This is a genomic window from Micromonospora sp. NBC_00858 (assembly GCF_045207365.1).
GTDB lineage: Bacteria > Actinomycetota > Actinomycetes > Mycobacteriales > Micromonosporaceae > Micromonospora.
The window spans coordinates 5,120,789-5,140,923 of record NZ_CP108828.1 but is presented as its reverse complement, the minus strand read 5'-3'; the positions used below and the strand labels follow the sequence as shown (position 1 = coordinate 5,140,923).

Annotated in this window: 24 protein-coding genes; 12 read left to right on the top strand and 12 right to left on the bottom strand. The window is 73.2% G+C overall.

Annotation, left to right across the window (positions count from 1 at the left end):
• The first annotated feature begins 15 nt into the window (after nt 1-15).
• Nucleotides 16-432: a hypothetical protein gene (locus tag OG990_RS23890; RefSeq protein ID WP_355612002.1), complete on the top strand. Its 417-nt coding sequence runs from the start codon at nt 16-18 to the stop codon at nt 430-432.
• Between the two features lie 3 nt (nt 433-435).
• Nucleotides 436-951 carry a GNAT family N-acetyltransferase; N-acetyltransferase gene (locus OG990_RS23885; protein WP_406077219.1) on the top strand — a complete coding sequence of 172 codons (516 nt, stop codon included), beginning with the start codon at nt 436-438 and terminating at the stop codon, nt 949-951.
• 31 nt (nt 952-982) lie between these two features.
• On the opposite strand, the gene OG990_RS23880 is transcribed toward OG990_RS23885, so the two are convergent.
• Both OG990_RS23880 and OG990_RS23875 read right to left on the bottom strand, forming a co-directional pair.
• Entirely contained in the window at nt 983-1,969 is a 987-nt protein-coding gene (locus tag OG990_RS23880) for an aldo/keto reductase (protein WP_328424004.1), read from the bottom strand.
• A gap of 78 nt (nt 1,970-2,047) precedes the next feature.
• Entirely contained in the window at nt 2,048-2,803 is a 756-nt protein-coding gene (locus tag OG990_RS23875; RefSeq protein ID WP_406077218.1) for an SDR family oxidoreductase, read from the bottom strand.
• A gap of 103 nt (nt 2,804-2,906) precedes the next feature.
• Here OG990_RS23875 and OG990_RS23870 point away from each other — a divergent pair, with 103 nt between their 5' ends.
• Nucleotides 2,907-3,749 (top strand): helix-turn-helix transcriptional regulator, encoded by an 843-nt coding sequence (locus tag OG990_RS23870; RefSeq protein WP_406077217.1) that lies wholly within the window; start codon nt 2,907-2,909, stop codon nt 3,747-3,749.
• Here the strand turns inward: OG990_RS23870 and OG990_RS23865 are convergent.
• Nucleotides 3,680-4,714, bottom strand: coding sequence for a winged helix-turn-helix domain-containing protein (locus tag OG990_RS23865; protein WP_406081859.1), 1,035 nt, complete (start codon nt 4,712-4,714; stop codon nt 3,680-3,682). The genes OG990_RS23870 and OG990_RS23865 overlap by 70 nt on opposite strands.
• Before the next feature lie 130 nt (nt 4,715-4,844).
• Between OG990_RS23865 and OG990_RS23860 the strand changes: the two genes are divergently transcribed.
• Nucleotides 4,845-5,375 carry a nuclear transport factor 2 family protein gene (locus OG990_RS23860; protein WP_406077216.1) on the top strand — a complete coding sequence of 177 codons (531 nt, stop codon included), beginning with the start codon at nt 4,845-4,847 and terminating at the stop codon, nt 5,373-5,375.
• Nucleotides 5,376-5,442: 67 nt separating this feature from the next.
• Here OG990_RS23860 and OG990_RS23855 read toward each other — a convergent pair whose 3' ends face one another.
• The 3 genes from OG990_RS23855 to OG990_RS23845 all read right to left on the bottom strand — a co-directional run bounded on the left by OG990_RS23855 (nt 5,443) and on the right by OG990_RS23845 (nt 8,206).
• Nucleotides 5,443-6,138 (bottom strand): hypothetical protein, encoded by a 696-nt coding sequence (locus OG990_RS23855; protein WP_406077215.1) that lies wholly within the window; start codon nt 6,136-6,138, stop codon nt 5,443-5,445.
• A gap of 78 nt (nt 6,139-6,216) precedes the next feature.
• Nucleotides 6,217-7,068, bottom strand: a complete 852-nt coding sequence (locus tag OG990_RS23850) for an aldo/keto reductase (protein WP_406077214.1) — start codon at nt 7,066-7,068, stop codon at nt 6,217-6,219.
• A 172-nt stretch (nt 7,069-7,240) separates the two neighbouring features.
• On the bottom strand, nt 7,241-8,206 hold the full coding sequence (locus tag OG990_RS23845; protein WP_406077213.1) for a LysR family transcriptional regulator: 966 nt from the start codon (nt 8,204-8,206) through the stop codon (nt 7,241-7,243).
• Between the two features lie 51 nt (nt 8,207-8,257).
• On the opposite strand from OG990_RS23845, the gene OG990_RS23840 reads away from it, so the two are divergent.
• The gene (locus OG990_RS23840; protein WP_406077212.1) at nt 8,258-9,181 is read left to right on the top strand and encodes a serine hydrolase; all 924 of its coding nucleotides are present in this window, start codon (nt 8,258-8,260) and stop codon (nt 9,179-9,181) included.
• Nucleotides 9,182-9,335: 154 nt separating this feature from the next.
• Nucleotides 9,336-10,313 (top strand): MBL fold metallo-hydrolase, encoded by a 978-nt coding sequence (locus OG990_RS23835; RefSeq protein ID WP_406077211.1) that lies wholly within the window; start codon nt 9,336-9,338, stop codon nt 10,311-10,313.
• Nucleotides 10,314-10,359: 46 nt separating this feature from the next.
• Here the strand turns inward: OG990_RS23835 and OG990_RS23830 are convergent, their stop codons facing one another.
• The gene (locus OG990_RS23830; RefSeq protein ID WP_406077210.1) at nt 10,360-10,899 is read right to left on the bottom strand and encodes a DUF1697 domain-containing protein; all 540 of its coding nucleotides are present in this window, start codon (nt 10,897-10,899) and stop codon (nt 10,360-10,362) included.
• 159 nt (nt 10,900-11,058) lie between these two features.
• Here OG990_RS23830 and OG990_RS23825 point away from each other — a divergent pair, with 159 nt between their 5' ends.
• Nucleotides 11,059-12,039: a hypothetical protein gene (locus tag OG990_RS23825; RefSeq protein ID WP_406077209.1), complete on the top strand. Its 981-nt coding sequence runs from the start codon at nt 11,059-11,061 to the stop codon at nt 12,037-12,039.
• A 1-nt stretch (nt 12,040) separates the two neighbouring features.
• On the opposite strand, the gene OG990_RS23820 is transcribed toward OG990_RS23825, so the two are convergent.
• From OG990_RS23820 to OG990_RS23805, 4 genes are read right to left on the bottom strand one after another with little or no spacing between them, the layout of a single operon-like run.
• The gene (locus tag OG990_RS23820; RefSeq protein ID WP_406077208.1) at nt 12,041-12,604 is read right to left on the bottom strand and encodes an SOUL family heme-binding protein; all 564 of its coding nucleotides are present in this window, start codon (nt 12,602-12,604) and stop codon (nt 12,041-12,043) included.
• Between the two features lie 32 nt (nt 12,605-12,636).
• Nucleotides 12,637-13,386, bottom strand: coding sequence for a hypothetical protein (locus OG990_RS23815; protein WP_406077207.1), 750 nt, complete (start codon nt 13,384-13,386; stop codon nt 12,637-12,639).
• Between the two features lie 2 nt (nt 13,387-13,388).
• On the bottom strand, nt 13,389-14,189 hold the full coding sequence (locus OG990_RS23810; RefSeq protein ID WP_406077206.1) for an ABC transporter permease: 801 nt from the start codon (nt 14,187-14,189) through the stop codon (nt 13,389-13,391).
• The gene (locus tag OG990_RS23805) at nt 14,186-15,082 is read right to left on the bottom strand and encodes an ABC transporter ATP-binding protein (protein WP_406077205.1); all 897 of its coding nucleotides are present in this window, start codon (nt 15,080-15,082) and stop codon (nt 14,186-14,188) included. Before OG990_RS23805 ends, OG990_RS23810 begins: the two co-directional genes overlap by 4 nt.
• A 132-nt stretch (nt 15,083-15,214) precedes the next feature.
• Here OG990_RS23805 and OG990_RS23800 point away from each other — a divergent pair, with 132 nt between their 5' ends.
• The 3 genes from OG990_RS23800 (at nt 15,215) to OG990_RS23790 (ending at nt 17,772) form a co-directional block, all read left to right on the top strand.
• Nucleotides 15,215-16,468 carry a histidine kinase gene (locus OG990_RS23800; protein ID WP_328424043.1) on the top strand — a complete coding sequence of 418 codons (1,254 nt, stop codon included), beginning with the start codon at nt 15,215-15,217 and terminating at the stop codon, nt 16,466-16,468.
• Entirely contained in the window at nt 16,447-17,175 is a 729-nt protein-coding gene (locus OG990_RS23795; protein WP_406081858.1) for a response regulator, read from the top strand. The genes OG990_RS23800 and OG990_RS23795 overlap by 22 nt, the downstream gene beginning before the upstream one ends.
• 129 nt (nt 17,176-17,304) lie before the next feature.
• Nucleotides 17,305-17,772 (top strand): hypothetical protein, encoded by a 468-nt coding sequence (locus OG990_RS23790; RefSeq protein WP_386984755.1) that lies wholly within the window; start codon nt 17,305-17,307, stop codon nt 17,770-17,772.
• Between the two features lie 102 nt (nt 17,773-17,874).
• On the opposite strand, the gene OG990_RS23785 is transcribed toward OG990_RS23790, so the two are convergent.
• The gene (locus tag OG990_RS23785) at nt 17,875-18,663 is read right to left on the bottom strand and encodes a D-Ala-D-Ala carboxypeptidase family metallohydrolase (protein ID WP_406077204.1); all 789 of its coding nucleotides are present in this window, start codon (nt 18,661-18,663) and stop codon (nt 17,875-17,877) included.
• Between the two features lie 305 nt (nt 18,664-18,968).
• Here OG990_RS23785 and OG990_RS23780 point away from each other — a divergent pair, with 305 nt between their 5' ends.
• Together OG990_RS23780 and OG990_RS23775 are read left to right on the top strand one after the other, a co-directional pair.
• Nucleotides 18,969-19,607 carry a DUF6642 family protein gene (locus OG990_RS23780; protein WP_406077203.1) on the top strand — a complete coding sequence of 213 codons (639 nt, stop codon included), beginning with the start codon at nt 18,969-18,971 and terminating at the stop codon, nt 19,605-19,607.
• A 42-nt stretch (nt 19,608-19,649) separates the two neighbouring features.
• Nucleotides 19,650-20,114 (top strand): PPOX class F420-dependent oxidoreductase, encoded by a 465-nt coding sequence (locus tag OG990_RS23775; protein WP_406077202.1) that lies wholly within the window; start codon nt 19,650-19,652, stop codon nt 20,112-20,114.
• Nucleotides 20,115-20,135 lie beyond the last annotated feature (21 nt).

Genomic DNA, 20,135 nt, shown 5'->3' with positions numbered 1-20,135 from the left:
GAGACTGGAGGACCTGTGGCGACACCCGACACACCACAATCCGAGGGGCAGCCCGAGGATCGGTATCTCGTCGACGACGCCGTCTGGGTGCTGCCGTCCAGCAGTTACGTGGACCCGGGGCCGCCGTTGGAGACAAGCCTCTTCGACGATCCTCAGCGCCTCAACCGGGCCTGGTCACTCACCATGTCGACCCTCCGGGCGGAGGCCCGGGAGTCGCCTCAGCAGCGTCGGCAGGTCGAGGATCGCGCCCGTGCGTTGATCGACGAGGCGAACCTGTCGGTCACACCCTCAGGCGACCGCGACGCCGGGAGCTCCGTCGAAGCGCCGGCCCCCATCGCTGAGCCCAAGGACGGGCCGCGCACGGGTTTTGCCGACCGGGTCGACCGACTTGCCCAGGCGACCCTGCGGGTCGCTCGGCTGCGACACAGTTGAGGAATGGCAAAGGTACGCATCGAGCCGTGGCACGAGGCCGACCTCGACCTGCTGCGGCAGCTCAACTCACCGGAGACGCGGAAACACACCGGCGGTCCGGAGACCGACGAGCAGGTGCTCGCCCGGCACGACCGCTACGTGCACTTCGCCGAGGGCGGGCAGGGCTGCATGTTCACCCTGGTGCTGCCCGACGGCGCGCGGGCGGGCAGCGTCGGCTACTGGGCCCGCGAGTGGCGTGAGCAGCCGGTGTACGAGATGGGCTGGGCGGTGCTGCCCGCGTACCGGGGGCAGGGGCTGGCCACCGCCGCGGTGCGCGCGGTCGTCGACGTGGCCCGCGCCCGGCGGACCCGCCGCTACGCGCACGCCTACCCCTCGGTCGACAACCCCGCCTCGAACGCGGTCTGCCGCAAGGCCGGCTTCACCCTGCTGGGCGAGACCGGTTTCGAGTACCCGCCGGGGCACATGATGCGCGCCAACGACTGGCAGCTCGACCTGACCGCCCCACCGGCCGAGGGCTGACGCCGGCGGGGCGGTCACCGCGAGGGCACGGTCACCAGGTGGTGTCGAGGCGGTGCCGCTGCTCAGCGGTCAGCTCCAGGTCCACCGCCGCCAGGCTCTCGTCGAGCTGAGCCACCGAGGAGGCGCCCACCAGCGGGATCGACGGCAGGTCGCCGCCCAGCAACCAGGCGAGCACCACCTGGTTGACCGTCGCACCGGTCTGCCCGGCCACCTCCCGCAGCGCGGCCAGCCGGCGCGGCGCGCTCGGCAGGTCGTACGCCGCGCTCAGCGGCTTGTCCGCCCGGGTGAACGCCCCCTTGAGCAGCGGCGAGTACGCCACCAGGGTCAGCTCGGGCTCGGCGCGCAGGTAGCTCAGCAGGTCGCCGCTGACGCCGCCGGGCTCGCCGTCCGGGTCCAGGTCGCTGGCCAGGTCGGTCCGGTTCGGCAGGTAGCTGCGGTGGTACTGGAGCACCTCGTACCCCGGCAGGCCGGCGGCGGCGGCCAGCGCACGGGCCCGCTCGACCCGCCAGGCCCGGTGGTTGCTCGCCCCCAGCAGGCCCACCGTCCCTTCGGCGACCAGCTCGGCGAAGCCCTCCACGGTCTCCGTCAGCGGCACCACGCGGTCCTCGATGTGCGCGTAGAGCAGGTCCAGCCGCTCCACGCCGAGCCGGTCCCGACTGCGCTCCGCCGACTCGCGGATCACCTTGGCCGACAGGCCCTCGGCGTTGTCCAGGTAGCTGGTCCCCGGAGCCAGCGGACGGCCGCCGACCTTGGTGGCGATGACGATCTCGGCGCCGACGCCCCGGCTGCGCCGCCACCGGCCGAGCAGCTCCTCGCTCTGCCCGCCCTGGCCGCCGTCCACCCAGAACGCGTAGTTGTCCGACGTGTCGATGAAGGTGCCGCCGGCCTCGACGTACCGGTCGAGGATCGCGTACGAGGTGGCCTCGTCGGTGGCGCTGCCGAAGAGCATCGCGCCGAGGCTGAGCACGCTGACCTCGCGCCGGGTCGCCGGGTCGGTGCCGATCGTGCGGTACCGCATGGGATCTCCTCTCGTGCGCCCTACCGGTGGGCGCCCGCCCGCCACCCTGCCGGTTGGAGCGCACTCGAGGTCAACCCGTCACCAGGGCAGCTCCCCGTACCCGCCGCCGGCGTCCATCTGGAAGCCCCACAGCAGCCCGCTGGGCCCGTCCGCCGGCAGCGTCGCCAGGTGCACGCTGACCTCGGCGCCCTGCTCCGGCGTCCGGAAGCCGCTGTTTCCGTTGAGGTCGGTGGCGCAGTAACCGGGGTTCGCCGCGTTCACCTTGATCGGGGTGTCCCGCAGCTCCTTGGCGTACATCGCGGTGATCATGTTCAGCGCCGCCTTCGACGACGGATACGGCACCGAGGTCAAGGCGAACAGCGCGCCCGCCGGATCGGTCATCACCGCGATGGAGCCGACCTCGCTGGAGACGTTGACGATCCGGGCCGCCGGTGCCCGGCGCAGCAGCGGCAGCAGCGCGTTGGTCATCGCCACCACCCCGAAGACGTTCGTCTCGTACACCCGACGCAGTGTCGCCACGGTGGTGTCGCTGGGCAGCGCCCGCTGCCCGTCGCCGAGCACGATGCCGGCGTTGTTGACCAGCACGTCCAGCCGGCCGTACTCGGCCTCGACCAGCTTCGCTGCGGCCGACACCGATTCGGCGTCGGTGACGTCCACGGGCACGAACCGGGCGTCCGCACCGCCGTCGCGCAGCTCCCGCTCGGCTGCCCGACCCCGCTCGGCGTCCCGCGCGCCGACCAGCACGGTCATCCCGAGGTTGCCGAGCTGTCGGGCGGTGGCCAGGCCGATGCCCTTGTTGGCCCCGGTGATCAGGGCGATCATGTTCGTTGTCATGCCCTGGACACTGCCCGCCGGGCCGGGCCGGCGGGAGAGACCGGCTGAGGCTGGGACCAGGGGTACCACCCTCACCGCCGGTGGCTGAGGCAAGCTTGGGGACATGGACCGCAACTGCCTGCGACGTGACGAACTGGCGGCGTTCCTGCGCAGCCGCCGGGCCCGACTGCGTCCTGCCGAGGTTGGCCTCCCCGACGGGGTCCGGCGTCGCACGCCCGGCCTGCGCCGGCAGGAGGTTGCCCAGCTCGCCGGCATGTCGGTCGACTACTACATCCGCATCGAGCAGGGCCGTGGCCCGCACCCGTCCCGGCAGGTGCTGTCCGCGCTGGCCCGGGCGCTGCTGCTCAGCCGGGACGAGCGTGAGTACCTGTTCCGGGTGGCGGGGGAGAGCCCACCACTGACGGCCGGGCCGAGCCGGGAGGTGACCCCTGGGCTGCGGCACCTGCTCGACGCGATGACCGAGACCCCGGCGTACCTGGTCGACGCGGCGTACCACGTGCTGGCCTGGAACCGGCTGGCCACGTACTTCGTTGGGGATCTTGCGACCGTGCCCACCACGGACCGCAACATGATCCGCTGGATGTTCCGCCGGCCCGCCGAGGACAGGTACTGGACCGACCCCGACCTGATTCGGTTCGTCCGCGCCTCGGTCGCCGACCTGCGCGCCGCCTATGGCCGCTACCCCGGCGACCGGGCGGTCCAGCAGTTGGTCACCGAGCTGCTCGGCACCTCGCCCCGGTTCGCCCAGCTCTGGGCCGAGCACGACGTGGCCGAACGCCGGCCCGTCGTCAAGCGGGTGCCGCACCCCGAGCTGGGGCCGTTGGAGTTCGAGTGCCGGGTACTGCACGTGCAGGAGACCGACCAGCGGATGATCGTCTACGTCCCCGAGCCCGGCTCGCCCACCCAGGCGGTGTTCCGCCGGCTCGCTGAGCGCGTCGGTTCCTGACCCGACCGGCAGCCGACCAGCCCGTCCCCGTGGGCGGATCGCCGGTAGAGCACGCTGTGCCGCTCGCGGCTGCGCACCACCAGGCCGGAGCGCAGCAGCACCCCCAGGTGGTAGGAGACGGTGGCCGGGGCCAGCCGGTGCCGCTCGCTGAGCTGCCCGGTGGAGCGGGGCACGTCCAGGTCCGCCAGGATCGCCGCTCGGCTCGCACCGACCAGGTCATCGAGCCGGCCCGCCCGGCGCTGCTCCGCCCGCCCCACGCCGAGCGGGTAGACCAGCACCGCGTTGCCCTCGTCGCACAGCTGGGTCGACACCTGCGGCCAGGCCAGCGCCGACGGCGCGAGCACCAGCTCCGCGCCGGTCAGCGCGGTGGTGATCCGGTACGAGCTGTCGATGGTCAGCGACCTGCCGGTCCAGCCGACCTTCGGGTGCAGATTGTTCAGCATGCTGCCCACCCCGGCGGTCGCCATCGCGGTGGCTCGGACGGCCAGTTCGGCCTCCAGCATGGCCCGCACCGCCGGCCACTGCTCGGCGAGCGCGGCAAGCCAGAAGTGCCGCAGCCCGTCGGTGACCCGCCGGGCCAGGGTGCCGTCCTCGACCGCCGCGCGGACCCGCGCCGGCATCCCGTCCGCCGGGAACCGGGCGTTCACCTGGATTGTCACCTCGTCGTCCGGGGTCGCCGCCATGGCCGCCAACTGCCGGTCGAAGACCGCGTCGAGCGGGCCCAGCGGCGGCTTCGGCGTGAGCAGGTCAGGCGTGTAGCCGAGCCGGCCGGGTGGCGTCACCAGCGCCGCGACCAGGGCCACGTCGGGGTGCCGCAGCGCGGCGCGGGCGGCCGGCCCGGGATCGCCGTGCACCGGATGCCCGAACCGGGAGAGCGCGGCCCGCATCCAGGACGTCACCTCCGAGGCCGGCGAGATCGCCAACCGGAGCCGGGCGAGGCTCGGGCCGTCCAGATGCGCGACCATCACAGCGCGGATCGTACAAGCGGTGGCGTCGATGCGCGGTCCGCATTCGAGCTGGTTCGAATCACTACCCGGCGGAGCGGCGGGCCGGGTTGGCTGCGACGGCAGAGCCACTCGTCCTGAGGAGAACCCGATGCTCCCACCTGCCTCCGCCCGTCCCGCCGGCCGGCTCGGCCGCACGATCGCCCTGGTCGGGCTCACCGCCGGCCTGCTCGCCGCGGCTCCCGCCGCGGTGTCGGCCGCCACCCCCGGCCCAGGCGACACCACTACCGGCGACGCGGCCGCCCGGGGCTGCGAGCGCTCCTTCGACCGGGCCGTCCGGGCGTACGTGGACACCACCGCCCGGCGCGACCTGGACGGCTTCGCCGCGCTGCTGCACCCCGACGTCACCTCCGTCTTCGCCTCCGACGGGGAGGTGCTCGACGGCAAGCGGGCCACCGTCGACTGGCTGCGCGGGTTCTTCGCCGACGACTCCTGGACCCAGTCGTTCAGCGTCGCGAAGCAGACCGTGGCGGGCTGCCGCACCGGCTTCGTGCTGTTCGACTCCGTCTACGCGGTGCCGGCCAGCGGCACCCGGGTGCCGCTGCTGATCGGGGTGAGCTACACCTACCAGCACGGCCGATGGCTGGTGCTGCAGAACCAGGATTCCGTCGGCCGGATCTGACCAGGGGGGTCGCCATCCGGGGGGAGGGGCGGGCGCGGCAGCAGCGGCGCCCGCCCCACGGCGGCGTTCAGGCGATCTTCTCCAGGGCGGCCGTCGCGAGCGGGGCGATCTTCGCGATCAGGGCGGTGCCGGCCGCCAGGTCGCCGTCGCTCGCCGAGGCGTCCACCTCCATGACGAAGTTGCCGCGTACCAGGATGAGCGTGCACTGGTGCCGGGTCGCCTCCCCCTTCAGCCGCTCGCAGAAGGTGATCACGTCCGGGCCGTTCGGGACCGGCGGGGGCGAGGGCCGCACGATCGTCGAGGTACGCCCGTCGTTGGGCACCTCGTACTGCTTGCACGTCGCGAGGACGGACCGCAGCTCGTCGGCGAGCTTGCGGCCGGGGACCTTCAGGTAGCCAACCACGTACTGCCGGACCCACACGGTCTCGCCGTCCCAGCTCCGCTCGCGGTAGGCGGTGCGCTGACGGTCCGACGGCAGGCTGGCCTTACACAACGAGATCAGCTTCCACGCGTCGGTGTTCTCGTCGGTGTACTGCGCCGTCTCCGGGTGGAACTCCGCGTCCAGGTCCAGCATCGCCCCCGTCACCCGGCTGCGTACCTCGGCGGCGGAGGTCGGCGCCGGGCGCGGCTTCGGCGGGGTCGGTGACGCCGACACCGCCGGCACGGACCAGCGGGGGGCCTCGGCGGCCCGGCTCGCGGAGCAGGCAGCCGGCACGAGCAGCAGCAACGACAACAGGGCCAGGATGGTACGGCGGAGCGACATCGCCGGGCGCGGTCCTTTCACGCGGAAAGGGGGCCCGGCCGGGCCCCCTTTCTATGTGCGCCGTCGCCGGCCGGCGTGTTACGCCGGCAGGTAGGCGAACGTGTCCGGGTGCGCGCCCTGCCGGCCGGCCTCGCCCTTGTTCAGCGTGGTGATCCGCTCCATCGCTGCGTCGTCCAGCTCGAAGTCGAAGATCCGGATGTTCTCCTCGATCCGCTTCGGGGTGACCGACTTCGGGAAGATGATGTCGCCGCGCTGCACGTGCCAGCGGAGCACCACCTGCGCCGGGGTCCGGCCGAGCTGCTCGGCGATGTCGACCACCGTCGGGTCGCCCAGCACCATGCCCTGCGCGATCGGCGACCACGCCTCGGTGAGGATGTTGTGCTCGCGGCCGTAAGCGCGAACCTCCTCGTTGCCGAAGTACGGGTGCGCCTCGATCTGGTTCACCGCCGGCACCACGTCCGCCTCAGCGGCCAGCCGCTGCAGGTGCGGCACCTGGAAGTTCGACACGCCGATCGAGCGGGCCCGGCCGTCGCGCTGGAACTCCTCCAGCACCTTCCAGGTGGAGACGAAGTCGCCGTCGTACAGGGTCGGCAGCGGCCAGTGGATCAGGAACAGGTCGATGTAGTCCATCTTCAGCGCCGCCAACGTCGAGTCGAACGCCCTGCGGGCGTCGTCCGGGCGGTGGAAGCCGTTGTTCAGCTTGCTGGTGATGTAGACCGCGCCCCGGTCGAGGCCGGACCTGCGCACGGCCTCGCCCACCTCGGCCTCGTTGCCGTACATCTCGGCGGTGTCGATGTGCCGGTAGCCCACCTCCAGCGCCGTGGTCACGGCGGCGACGGTGTCCTTCGGCTCGATCTGGAACACCCCGAAGCCGAGCTGCGGAATGGTGGTGCCGTCGTTCAGGCTGATGTCGGGAATCGTGCTGGCCACTGCGGCTCCTTCGCGTCTTCGTCCGAGGCATCCGGGGCGCGCAGTCGCGTCCACGTCCGCCACCTTGTCATCCATACCCGAGCGGGAGGTCGATCTTGTCATCCATACCCGAGCGGGAGGTCGATTCACCGTTTCTCCCGTGGTGACGAGCGCAACGCCGTGTGCCGGCCGCTCACCCGGTCGTGTCGAACAGCACCGGCCAGGGTCGCGCCGCCGGCACCGACGGTGGGCCGGGCGGCGTGGGCGGCGTGGGCTCGCCGGCCAGCACCTCGGCGGCGAGCTGCCCGAACATCGGCGCCGCCGGGTGCGCCGAGCGGTCCGGCCAGGCCGCCGAGGTGCGTTTCGGCAGCGGTGCGCCGGCGATCGGCCGCCAGGCGATCCGGGGCTCCCGACGGGCCACCGTCGCTGGCTCCACCGCCACCGCGCCACCGGCCAGCACCAGCCCGAAGAGGAACTCCGGGTTACGCGCCGGCCGGACCCGGGCCGGCCGGTAGCCGTGCCGTCGGCACACCGCCAGCAGGTGGTCGTGCCAGCCGGGTGCGGTGGCCCGGGGCGCGGCCACCAGGTCGAGGCCGGCCAGCGCGGCGAGCGTCACCTCCCGGTCGCGGGCCAGCGGCGAGGTGCGCGGCAACAGCACCCCCAGCGGTACGTCGACCGGGGTGCCGAAGCGCAGCCCGTCCGCCGCCACCGGGTGATGCACCAGCCCCACGTCCAGGTTCCGTTCGGTGAGCATCCGCACCTGCTCGCCGGTGGTCAGCTCGTGCAGCTCCACGTCCAGCCCGGGTGCCCGGGCGGTGAGTTCGTCCAGCAGCGCGCGCAGCGTCACGGCGGGCGTCTCCGGTGGCACCCCGGCCCGCAGGACACCCAGCTCACCCGCGCGGACCTGCCCCATCAGGTTGCGCAGCCGACCCTCACCGGCGAGCAGCTCCTCGGCCTCGCCGAGCAGCAGCTCACCGGCGGTGGTGAGCCGCACCTGGCGGCGGGACCGGTCGAACAGCTCGACGGTCAGCTCCCGTTCCAGTCGCTGGATCGACTGGCTCAGTGGCGGCTGGGCCATCCCGAGTTGCTCCGCGGCACGCCCGAAGTGCAGCTCGTGGGCTACCACCACGAAGTGCCGCAAATGCCGGAGCAGGTCCACGGCCGGACCCTACGCCAGCGCCGGCATCGTGCTGCTGGATACCGTTCCGGGGTGGACGTGGGGGAGCGCATCGAGGTCATCTTCGCCAGTGCGGGCGTGACCGCCAGCCTGCACGCCGTCGACCTGGACGCCGTGGACCTGACCGCCGGGTCCACCAGCGGTGCGGCCGGCAGCCGTGGAGAGGTCGGGGTGCGCGCCGACGAGCAGGTGGTGATCGCCTCGATCTTCAAGATCCTGCTGGTGCTGGAGTTCGCCCGGCAGGTCGTCGCCGGTCAACTGGACCCGACCGAACGGGTCCTGGTCACCGCCGCCGACCGGCTCGGCGGGTGGGGGCTGGCCGGCTGCACCGACGACGCCGAGGTGTCACTGCGTGACCTGGCGTACTTCGCCATGTCGGTCACCGACAACACCGCCGCCGACCTGCTGCTGCGCCGGGTCGGCCCGGACCTGCTGCCGATGCTCGCCGCCGAGCTGGGGCTGACGCGCACCCGCGTCCGAGGCGGCCCCCGGGACCTGGTCGAGGGGATGCTCGCCGACGTGGGCGCGCGGACCGAGGCGGAGTTCGCCCGGATCTTCCCCACCCTGCCGGACGACCGGGTCTGGGCCATGCGGGTCTTCGACCCGGCGCGCACCACGTCCAGCACCGCCCGGGAGATCACCCGGCTGCTCACCCTGATCTGGCGCGACGAGGCCGGCCCGGCGGAGGCCTGCGCGATGGTCCGCACCTGGATGGCCCGGCAGATCTTCTGGACCCGGCTGGCCGCCGGGTTCCCGCCCGGCGTGCGGGTGTCCGGCAAGACCGGCACCCTGCCCGGCCTGCACCTGGAGGCCGGCGTCGCCGAGTATCCGGACGGCGGCCGGTACGCCATCGCCGTCTTCGCCCGTGCCGACCGGCTGACCCCGCGCCGGATCGACGTGGACCTGGCGATGGGGCACGCCGCTCGGACAGCCGTCGAGGCGCTGCGCGGCGATTGATTTCTCGCTCGTCCGAGCCTCGCCGCACCGTCCCTGAGCCGGCCCGATATGCGGGTGCGTATCGGTGCGGGTGGTGTTGGATCTTGGACCTGCGTCGAGTGGCGCTGATTGGCTCGTGGCGACCAACCGCCCGACCACGGGGAGTAGATCCTTCATGCCCAGTCTCGACCGCCGTCGCTTCCTCCGCGACGCCGCCGCCACCACCGCCCTCGTCTCCGCCGGCGGCCTCGCCGCCACCTCCGCCGCCCCGGCCCAGGCCGCGCCGCCGGTCGCCGACCCCGCGCCGACCAACCGCCGCAGCGGCGCGGTCAGCTTCCGCTGGTGGGGTACGGCCGGCTGGCGCATCGACATCAGGGACCGGACGGTGCTGGTCGACCCGTTCCTCAGCCGGATCGACACCGGGCTGTTCACCGGCGCGTTCAAGCCGGCCACCGCGTTGACCGTGCGCACCGACGTGATCGACCCGCGGGTCGACCGGGCCACGACGGTGCTGGTCACGCACACCCACTGGGACCACTTCATGGACGTGCCGTACATCGCCGGCCGCACCGGCGCGCGGGTGTTCGGCACGCTGACCGCGTACCACCTGGGGTTGGCCTACGGGGTGCCGTCGACGCAGCTCAGCCCGGTGAAGGGCGGGGAGGTGCTGGACTTCGGCGATCACACCGTCGAGGTGGTCGGCTCGCTGCACAGCCGTAACCCCTCGTACTCGCTGGCCTTTCCGGGGGTGCGGGTGAGCCAGCCGGCGCAGCCGGCGACCATCGCCGACCTGCCGGAGGGGGACACGCTGGGCTACCTGCTGCGGGTCGATGGCGGCCCGTCGGTCTACTTCACCGGGGCCAGCGACGTCGCGGAGCGCAACCTCACCGGCCTGGCGCCGGACGTGGCCATGGTGGCACTGCAGAACGCCACCACCACGGGCGACTACCTGCCCCGGCTGCTGGCCGGTCTGGACTACCCGAAGGTCGTGGTGCCGGTGCACTGGGACAACTTCGAGACCGGGTTGCAGAATCCGCCGGTCGTCGCCCCGGCCGACCGCCAGCGGTTGGACGACATGATCGCCGCGGTGCGTCGGATCTCGCCGCGCAGCCGGGTGCTGGTACCCGAGTACGAGACCGCGTACCACTTCTGACCGACCCCGGGGGCGGTCGCGGGTGGCCGTCGCGACCCCCGCCGGGTCAGCCAGCGGCCAGGTCCGCGAGGGCGCGCACCGACTTCCAGTTCCGCGTGGTGCCCACCACGCCGAGCTTCTTCTCCAGGTACGCGTTGGTGAACTTCGACCGCCCGTAGCCACCGTCGGGGTAGTGCAGGAAAACCTCACGACCGCTGACCGTGAACGCCACGTTCTCGCTGCCGGGGACGGTCAGCCCGCCCACCGCCGACTTCGTCGGCCCGCTGCGCAGGAAGGCCACCAGCAGCCTCGTCGGGTCGTCCTCCCGCTCGGCGTACGGGTTGCCGCCGGCCACCGCCGCCAGCTCCCGGGCGCTGCGCACCAGCACCGGCACGGTCAGCCCCAGCTCGTCGGCGAGTGCCCGCTCGATCCCACCGGCCAGTTTTTCGGCGTCGCGCACGCTGCTGCCGAACACCACGTTGCCGCTCTGCAGGTACGTCTTGACATCGTCGTGCCCGAGGTCGGTGACCAGCCGGCGCAGGTCGGCCATCGCGAGCCGGGTGGTGCCGACGTTGACCCCGCGCAGCAGGGCGACGTAGCGGGTCATGGGGCTCCTCCTCGGATACTGAGCGGACCCGCTCAGCGTAGGTCGACCGGCCCCGACCCGCCCGATCGCCGGTTGGCATCATCGCCGGATGACCCGCGTTCCGGCCCGGCCGCCTCTCGAGGGCCCCAAGGGGGGCGGTCGGGCCGCTACGGTCCACGGATGCGATCCGCGCGCCCGGTCGGGCTGCTCCTGTCCGCCGCCGCCGTCGTGCTCTGGGCGATCGGCATGACGGTGCTGCAACCGCTGACCGAACCATTCGGCCCGTGGTCGGAGCGGTTGCCGGGTAACAACGCCTACTGGGCGCGGGACCTGCGGTTCGCGGCGATCGTCGCGGTGGCACTGGGGCTGGTGCTGGCTGGCCGGGGGCGTCTGAGCTGGAGCGGCCCGGCGGTGCTGCTCGGCGGTCTCTGGGTCGCCGCCGACGTGGCGATCGACCGGGTCGACCCGGGCGGCGACGGGGCGACCGTACTGCTCGCCGCGGGTGGTTGCGCGGTCGTCGGCGCGTTGGCGGCGGTCCTGCTGTGGCGGGAGCGAGGCGCGCCGCCGGCCGGTCCGGATCGGCCGGCGCTGATCGCTGCGGCCTGCGTGGCCGGGGTGCTGACGCTGGTGGCCGCCGGCATGGAGTCGCCGACTGACCGCGAGCCGGAGCTGAACCAGGCGGCGGTGGCCACGGCGGCGCTGCTGGTCGCCCTGACCATCGGCGCCGCCCTGGCGGCGGCTCCGGCTCCGGCCCGCGCCCGGTTCTGGCTGGCGGCGGCTCTCGGCGTCGCGGCGGCGTTCGGTGTCGGGCTGATCCGTGCCGTCCCGCCCGGCCCGCGGCTCCTGCTGGAGCTCGCCCTCGGGGCGGTGCTGCTCACCGGCGTCACCCTGCTGGCCTGGGACTGGCCGGGCGGTCGACCGGCCTGGCGACGTCACGCGCTGGCTGGCCTCGCCGCGCTGGTGGGCCCGGTGCCGATGCTGGTGGTCGCGGCTATCGCCATGATGGTGCTGCTGCCGATCGGTGCGACGTTCACGGCGCTGGCGGGCAACAGCCCGATCAACGCCGCCGACTCCGACGTGCTGCTCTCGCTGGCCGGGCTGCTCTCCGGGCTGGGGATGGCGCTGCTGCTGGCCCTACCGACCCTGGTCGACCGTCGCTGACTCACTCCACCACCGGCAGCACGACCTCGTTGCGGCGCAGGAACCACGGCTTCCACGGCGAGTCGAAGCGGGCGTACCGGATGGCGCCGGTGGGTTGCAGCCGGGCCGCGGTGACCGCCCGGCCGAGCGCGGTGGCCCGCTGCCCGAACGCCTGCTCCGTCCACCGCCCGGAGAAACGCATCGCCGCCGCGAGCTGCGCCGGGATCTCGCGGATCCGCACTCGGGGGTCCACCGGCTCGGGCAGGGTGGCGGCGGTGGAGTTGGCCGGCATGACGAACTGAACCAGGTACGCGCCCGGCCGCTCGCCCTCCTCCTGGACCACCGGCACGGTCATCGGGATCTTCTCCGTGCCGGTGGCCTCCGGCATCACCGGTGTCGTCAGCCCGGCCGGGTGCCGCGCCCGGTTGGCGCCCCCGAGGTACGCGGCCAGCGGCCGGAACGCCTCCAGCGGTGCCCGGGTGAACGACGCCTCGACCTGCATCTCGGCCACCAGGTGGGCCGGGTACCGGCGCAGCTCGAAGCCCGGGTGTCGGGCCACCACCCGGTACGGCTGCCGCTCGGTCATCGCGCGCTCCCAGTGATCTCCTGGGACAGACGCTACCGCCCTTCCGGCCCGCGCTCGGCAGAAGTCGTCTCCTGCTGCCCGGGCGTGACGGCGCGCCCGTTCAGCCGCCAGTACTGCCGCTTCTCCTCGTCGCGCAGGACCACCCCGAGCCGGCCCAACTCCCGGCGCAGTTCCCGGGCGTCGTCGCGGCGATCCTTCCGGACCGCTCGGTCGCGTGCCCGCAGCAGGGCGTCCGCTCCGGTGGGCAGACCGGGCAGCTCGGGCACCCACAGCCGGTACGCCGACCGGTGCGGATCGCCGTCGGCCCACCCCCATCCGTGCGTCCGGAACGCCGCCGCCAGCCGGTCGGCCGGCAGGTCCGTCGACTCCCGGGCCAGCTCGGCGCCGTCGGAGTCGAGCAGTACCAGGCGCCCGTCGTCGACGAAGACCACCCGGGTCTCGGCCCGCCCGACGGTCCGGTCCTTGCCGGCGCGGCGCAGCCGGACCTGCGCCGCGTCGACGGTGACGATGAGCCGTTCGGCGGTGCCGTTCCCGGCGACGACCAGACCGGCCAGCGCACCCACCGCGGCCGTGCCGGCGATGGCCTGTGCGTCGGGCAGCCGGTCCAGCAGCCCGAAGAGCCACTGCACGGGTGCCCAGGGCAGCCCGGCGACCCAGCCCGCCGCCAGCGCGAGCAGGCCGCCAGCGGCGGCACCGAGCAGCGGGAAGCCACCCCACATGACCACCAGCTCCAGTGGGCCGCCGCTGACCACGGTGCGCGGACGGTTGCCGGCGACATCCATGGTCAGGACACCTCCCGGCGGAGCGTCCGGACCAGGCCGGCGGCCAGCGGAAGGACCATCCAGACCAGCAGGGACACCGCCATCCGCCCCCACTGTTCGCCGGTGATGGTGTCGCTGCTGAACAACGGTTCCATGGTCCGGCTGGTGTCCAGCCAACTGGCCGGGCCGCGCAGGGGCCGGACCACCTCGCCGAGCACTCCCCAGAGGGTGGGCAGCAGCAGGTAGCCGACGATGGCCAGCGGCGGGTTGAGCAGCAGCAGACCGAAGGCGGCACCCATCAGTACGCCGGTGACCTGGAGGATCACCGCGTTCAGGATCAGCGTCCCGTCGATGCGCCAGCTGCCCGCGCCGCCGGTGGCCGACGCCACCAGCGTCCCGACGGCGGCGATGGCCAGGCTGGCCAGCACCGAGGCGAGTGCGGCCAGCACCACCGCGATCAGCTTCGCGGCCACCACCCGCTCCCGGCGGGGTACCAGCGCGTACGTGGTGAGGGCGGTGCGCTGGGACCACTCGCTGGTGATCGACAGGATGCCGAGCACCGGCAGCAGCACCCCGATCGGCAGCAGCGAGGGCGTGAAGAAGTTGACGAAGGTCTGTGCGGCTTCCCTGGCGTAGATCAGCTGGAGGGTGACGATCGCGGCGGCGACCAGGCCGATGGTGATCAGCAGCCAGCGGCCGGCCCGGGTGTCGGCGAGCTTGCGCAGCTCCACGGCGGTGAGCCGGAGCAGCGACGGTCGGTGTACCGGATTGTGCTGCCGGGGTGCGACGGCGCCGGCGGTGGGCGCGGTGGTGGTGGTGGTCATCGGACGGCCTCCTTGGTGGATTCGCCGGCGGTCAGGGTGAGGAAGAGCTGTTCCAGGCCACCGCCGCTGGCGGGGCGCAGCTCGGCCAGCGCGACACCGGCGTCCGCGGCGGCCTGGCCGACCACCTCGGCGTCGGCCTGCACGAGCAGCCCGTCGGAGCCGTCCGCGGCGGTGAGGCCGGCCGCGTCCAGCGCCCGGCGCAGTGCCGCGCCGTCGCGGGCCCGGACCAGCGTGCCGCCACCAGCGAGCAGCTCGTTCTTGTCGCCCTGGGCCACGATCCGGCCGCCCCCGATAACCACCAGCCGGTCCGCGATCGCCTCCACCTCGCGCAGCAGGTGGGAGGAGAGCAGCACGGTGCCGCCCCGGTCGGCGAAGTCGCGCAGCAGGCCGCGCATCCAGAAGATCCCCTCCGGGTCCAGGCCGTTCGCCGGCTCGTCGAGGATGAGCACCCGGGGGTCACCGAGCAGCGCGTGCGCCAGCCCGAGCCGCTGGCGCATGCCCAGCGAGTACGCCCGTACCCGCCGCTTGGCGGCCACCGCGTTCAACCCGACCAGGTCGAGCTTCGCGGCGACCTCGCGCCGGTCCAACCCCATGGTGTACGCGGACAGCGTCAACGCCTCGCGGCCGGTGCGACCGGCGTGCTGGGCGGAGGCGTCCAGCAGCACCCCGACCTCCCGCCCCGGGTTGGGCAGCTCCCGGTAGGACCGACCGGAGACGGTGGCTCGGCCGGCCGTCGGTGCGGTGAGCCCGCAGATCATCCGCATGGTGGTGGACTTGCCGGCGCCGTTCGGGCCGAGGAAGCCGGTGACTGTGCCCGGCTCGCACTGGAACGACACGTCGTCCACGGCCGGGTGCGGCCCGTATCGCTTGGTGAGGTTCTCCACAGTGATCATGTCGTCGAGCCTGCCCGCGCCGCCCGGCCATCCGCTGCGGCCACCGGTCGGCGCCGCACCTACCTTGGTCGACCGACCGGTCTCGACTTTGGTAGCTGGTCGTCGTGCCGGTCGGCTGCCTAGCATGGCCTCGTGACCAGCCTCGCCGTGCCGGAACACCCCTGGCTGCTGCCCGGGGCGCTGGCCGGCGCGGCCAGCCCGGACGCGGCCACCCGGCGACCGCGCCGCACCACCCGGGACTGGGCGGTGGACACCCTGGCGTTCCTGCTCTCCCTGGTCTGGGTGCTCTTCGCCACCGCGGACGCCCTGTCGCCCGACCCGGCGATGACGACCGCGCTTCCGCACGACTGGATGGCCGGCGTGGACGCGCTGCTCGGGCTGACCTGCTGCGGGCTGCTCTGGCTGCGTCGGCGGTGGCCGCTCGGGCTGGTGGTGGCCACCACACCGCTGACGCTGTTCTCGATGGCCGCGGCCATCCCGCTGTTGATCCTCTACTTCACCGTGGTGGTGCACCGGCGGACTGCCGTCGCGGTGGCGGTGACCGGCGCCGGACTGGTCACCAACATGGTCTTCAGTTTGCTGCGCCCGGACCCGAACATGCCGTACTGGGCCACCGCGTCGTGGGGCGTGGTGCTCAGTTTCGTCGTGCTGTCCTGGGGGATGTTCGTGCGGGCCCGGCGGCAGTTGATCGTGTCGCTGCGGGACCGGGCCGAGCGGGCCGAGGCCGAGCAGCAGCTCCGGGTGGCCCAGGCCCGCCATCTCGAACGCACCCGGATCGCCCGGGAGATGCACGACGTGCTGGCTCACCGGATCTCGCTGCTCAGCCTGCACGCCGGCGCTCTGGAGTTCCGCCCGGACGCGCCGCCCGACGAGGTGGCCCGGGCGGCCGGGGTGATCCGGGGCAGCGCGCACGCCGCCCTGCAGGACCTGCGGGAGGTCATCGGGGTGCTGCGGGCGGAGGGCGACGGCGACGCCCCGGAGCCTCCGCAGCCCACCCTCGCCGATTTGCCGGCGCTGATCGACGAGTCGCGCACGGCCGGTGTGCGGGTCAACGTCAGTGACAGCGTCGTCGCGCCGGGGGACGTGCCGGCGGCGCTGGGCCGGGCCGCGTACCGGATCGTGCAGGAGGGGCTGACCAACGCCCGCAAGCACGCGGCCGGCGCGGCGGTCACCGTGGACCTGGCCGGCGGGCCGGGCACCGGCCTGACCGTGGCGATCGGCAACCGGTGGCCGGTGGGCGCCCCGGCGGGGGGAGAGGTGCCGGGCGCTGGCACCGGCCTGGTCGGCATCACCGAGCGGGTCACGCTGGCCGGCGGCCGGCTGGCGTACGGGCGGGACGACGCGGGCGACTTCCGGCTGGCGGCCTGGCTGCCGTGGCCGGCGTGACCGGGCCGCCCGGCCAGGCCGGGGCAGCTACCGGCACCTCGCCAGTACGGGTGTTGATCGTGGACGACGACGCGCTGGTCCGGGCCGGGCTCTCGATGATCCTCGGCGGCCTGCCGGACCTGATCGTGGTGGGCGAGGCGGCCGACGGAGGCGAGGTGCCGGCGGCGGTGGCCGCGTACGCCCCGGACGTGGTGCTGATGGACATCCGGATGCCCCGGGTGGACGGGCTGACCGCCACCGAGGCGCTGCGCGCCCAGCCGCAACCGCCGGAGGTGCTGGTGCTGACCACCTTCGACGCCGACGAGCAGGTGCTGCGGGCGCTGCGCGCCGGGGCGGCCGGCTTCCTGCTCAAGGACACCCCGCCGGCGGAGATCGTGCACGCGGTACGCCGGGTGGCGGCCGGCGAGGCGACGCTCTCCCCGACGGTGACCCGGACGCTGATCGCCCATGTGACCGCCGCCGCCCCGGGCCCGGCCGGCCCCGACCCGCGCCGGGAGCGGGCACTGCGGTTGCTCACCGGGCTCAGTGAGCGGGAGCGGCAGGTGGCCGTCGCGCTGGGCCGGGGCCGCACCAACGCGGAGATCGCGGGGGAGCTGTTCATGAGCGTGGCGACGGTGAAGGCGTACGTCTCCCGGCTGCTGACCCGCCTCGACCTCAACAACCGGGTCCAGGTGGCCCTGCTGGTGCACGACGCCGGCCTGGTCTGAGCCTCCCGGTTGGGGGCACCGGTTAGGGGTACCGGAATTGAACCTTTGTCCGATGCCGGCCGTACCACTGCCCGAGGATGTCGGTGCGGTGGGTCCGCCGTACCGCTGCCGAACTGCGGGAGGCCTGCCGTGCGAGTTGGTGAGCAGTCGACGGATCCCATCGATCAGGTACTGGGTGAGGTGCCCATGCCGGCGCCGCTGACCCCCGAGGATGTCCGGCTCGCGGTCCGGGCGGTGGTGGTGCACACCGCCGAGGAGTGGCCGACCGGGCCGCTGTGCCGCAACGACGGCGCCTCCTACCCGTGTCGCCTGCACCGTTGGGGGCGACGGGTGCTGGAGACGCACGGGCTCAACGAACGCCAGATCGAAGCGTTGATCCGGCACGGCAACCCGTTCGTGCACGTGCCCTTCCCGTTCACCGCGAACGGGTCGGCGCCCGCGCGTCCCGCTGGCTACCCGGCCCAGGCGCCGCGTACCGGCGGCCTGCCGGCGCGGCACCAGGCCGCGCGGGTCGTCCCACCCGGGGTACGGCCCACCGCTCCCGGCCGGCCGGTGACTCCCCCCGTCACCGCGCCGCGCTGGCCCCGGGCGAGCTGAGCGGCACTACCCCTCCGCCGCCCGGCCCGGGGCGACAGGACGTCGGCCCGACGCGGGTGTTTCCCCACCCACGCCGGGCCGACGTCGTGCTGTCCGTACGGGTCAGTCGTTGCCCGCCCCGATCCCGCAGTCCGGTGCGGACCAGCTCGTCGTGTTCGAGCTGCGGTCGCTGTTGTTCTCCCGCCGCGAGTCGACGTGCACGTGGTCGTCGTGGTCGGGGTAGCCCGGCCCGTAGATCCCGCTGAAGCCGTTGTTGCGGGCACCACGGGCCACCTCGCACAGCGACGACGTCCGCGAGGTGACGTCGGCCGCGTTGCCGTACAGGTGCTGGCTGTCCGACGCGCCGCCGACCTGGTTGTTGCAGGTCCGGCTGCGGAACCCGCTCGTCACGTTGAGCGGCTTGTCGCCAAGGCTCCTGCGCAGCGCCTCCAGCTTCCACATGGTCTCCAGCGCGTTCTGCCGGGTCTGGGCCTCCGACAGCGGGCCGCCGCTGTACCCGCCGCGGCCGCACCCGTCGTCCAGTTCGCTGTAGGTGAAGTGCGCGGGCGTGCAGTCGTTGTCCTGGAGCTGGTACAGCTTGGCGTAGGTCTGCGGGCCGGCGATCCCGTCGGCGCGCAGCCCGTACGCCTGCTGGAACCGCTTGATCGCGGCGGCGGTCTTCGGTCCGTAGCGGCCGTCGAGCTCCACGATGTCCCGGTTCCCGGCCCAGCCGGCGACCCGGATCTGCAACTGGCGGACATCGTCGCCGGAGCGTCCCTGGGTCAGGGTGCGGTTCCAGGTGTAGCAGCCGTCCGCGTGCGCCGCTGGCGCGGCGATCACCGCGGCGATCGCTGCCCCGGGCAGCGCCAGGGCGAATGCGACGGCAGCCCGCTTCAAGGTGTTTACACGCACAGAAGTCCTCCCGATAGGAGAGCGAATGGGGTGGGCTTCGGGACATCGACCGGGACGTCCCGTGATTTCCACCCTCGCACTGATCAGTGCCGTTGGCGGCAATTAACGAGAAATGTCCTCACGATTCGCGTTACCTGGGTCCCGGCTGGGAATTGGGCTGATTTGTGAAACAGCCATTCACCCCGATTGCCCCGCGCACGGGCTAACCACACCGAACGTCGCGATTGGCCACACCGAGGGTGATGTTCCCCTGTCGTACTCGGGCGGTAACGTCAGCCCCGGGCGGCGGACTGGCGGAGGTGCACGTGGCACGCGGTGGCGTCTTCTGTGTCGAGGGGCAGTGGCACCGCGACCTCAACGAGCGGGGTTCCGTGCTGCCCACCCTTGAGCTGCTGGAACGGCTGGGCAAGATCCGTTTCATCCACAAGGACGCGGCGACCCGCGACGAGCTGTTCTATTTTCTGGACCGCTGGCTGCTCAAGCAGTACGCCGACCACCGGGTCGGCTTCTTCGCCATGCACGGCGAGCCGAGCCGGCTCTGCCTCACCGACTGGCAGTCGGTGGAGTTGAACGAGGTGGCCGAGCTGATGGCCGGCCGCGCCGAAGGGCGCCGACTCTATTTCGGCAGTTGTTCGGTGCTGCGCGCCTCCGACGCGGTGCTGCGCGAGTTTCTGGAGGTCACCGGCGCCGCGCTGATCTGCGGTTTTACCCGGGAAGTCGACTGGGTCGAATCAGCGGCCTTCGAAACCGTACTGCTCGACGTGCTGGCCAACGGCCAGCGACACAATGCCGCCGAGCTGCGAATGGGCTCGGCGCACTGGGCGCCGCTCGCCTCGTACCTCGGTTTCCGGGTTATCTACGCCAACGGCCGGGCCTGGCGCCCGTCCGGCCGGCCCCGGGTGCCCGCCCAGGTGGTGCACCGCGCCGTCACCCGGCCCAGCTGACCCGCCGCCACCGATCGGCCGCCGCCCTGGTAGGAACAAGTGATGGCGCCCAGCATCGCGAAGAACACCCGGGTCGACCGGGACACCCTGCTCGACTTCCTTCGGCCGCGACACCGCGTCGTACTGATGACCACCCGGGCCGACGGCCGCCCGCAGTCCTCCCCGGTCTCCGCCGGCATCGACGGCCAGGGCCGGCTGGTCGTCTCCACCTACCCCGAGCGGGCCAAGGCGACCAACATCCGCCGCGACCCCCGGGTCTCGGCCTGCGTGCTCTCCGACGACTGGAACGGGCCCTGGGTGCAGCTCGACGGCACTGCCGAGGTGCTGGACCTGCCCGGAGCGCTGGAGCCGCTGGTCGAGTACTTCCGGTGCATCTCCGGCGAGCACCCGGACTGGGACGACTACCGGGCGGCGATGGTGCGCCAGGGCAAGTCGCTGATCCGGGTCACCATCGACGCGTGGGGTCCGATCGCCACCGGCGGCTTCCCGGCGCGGCTCGCCGGCTGACCATGACCGGCCGGCCCCGGG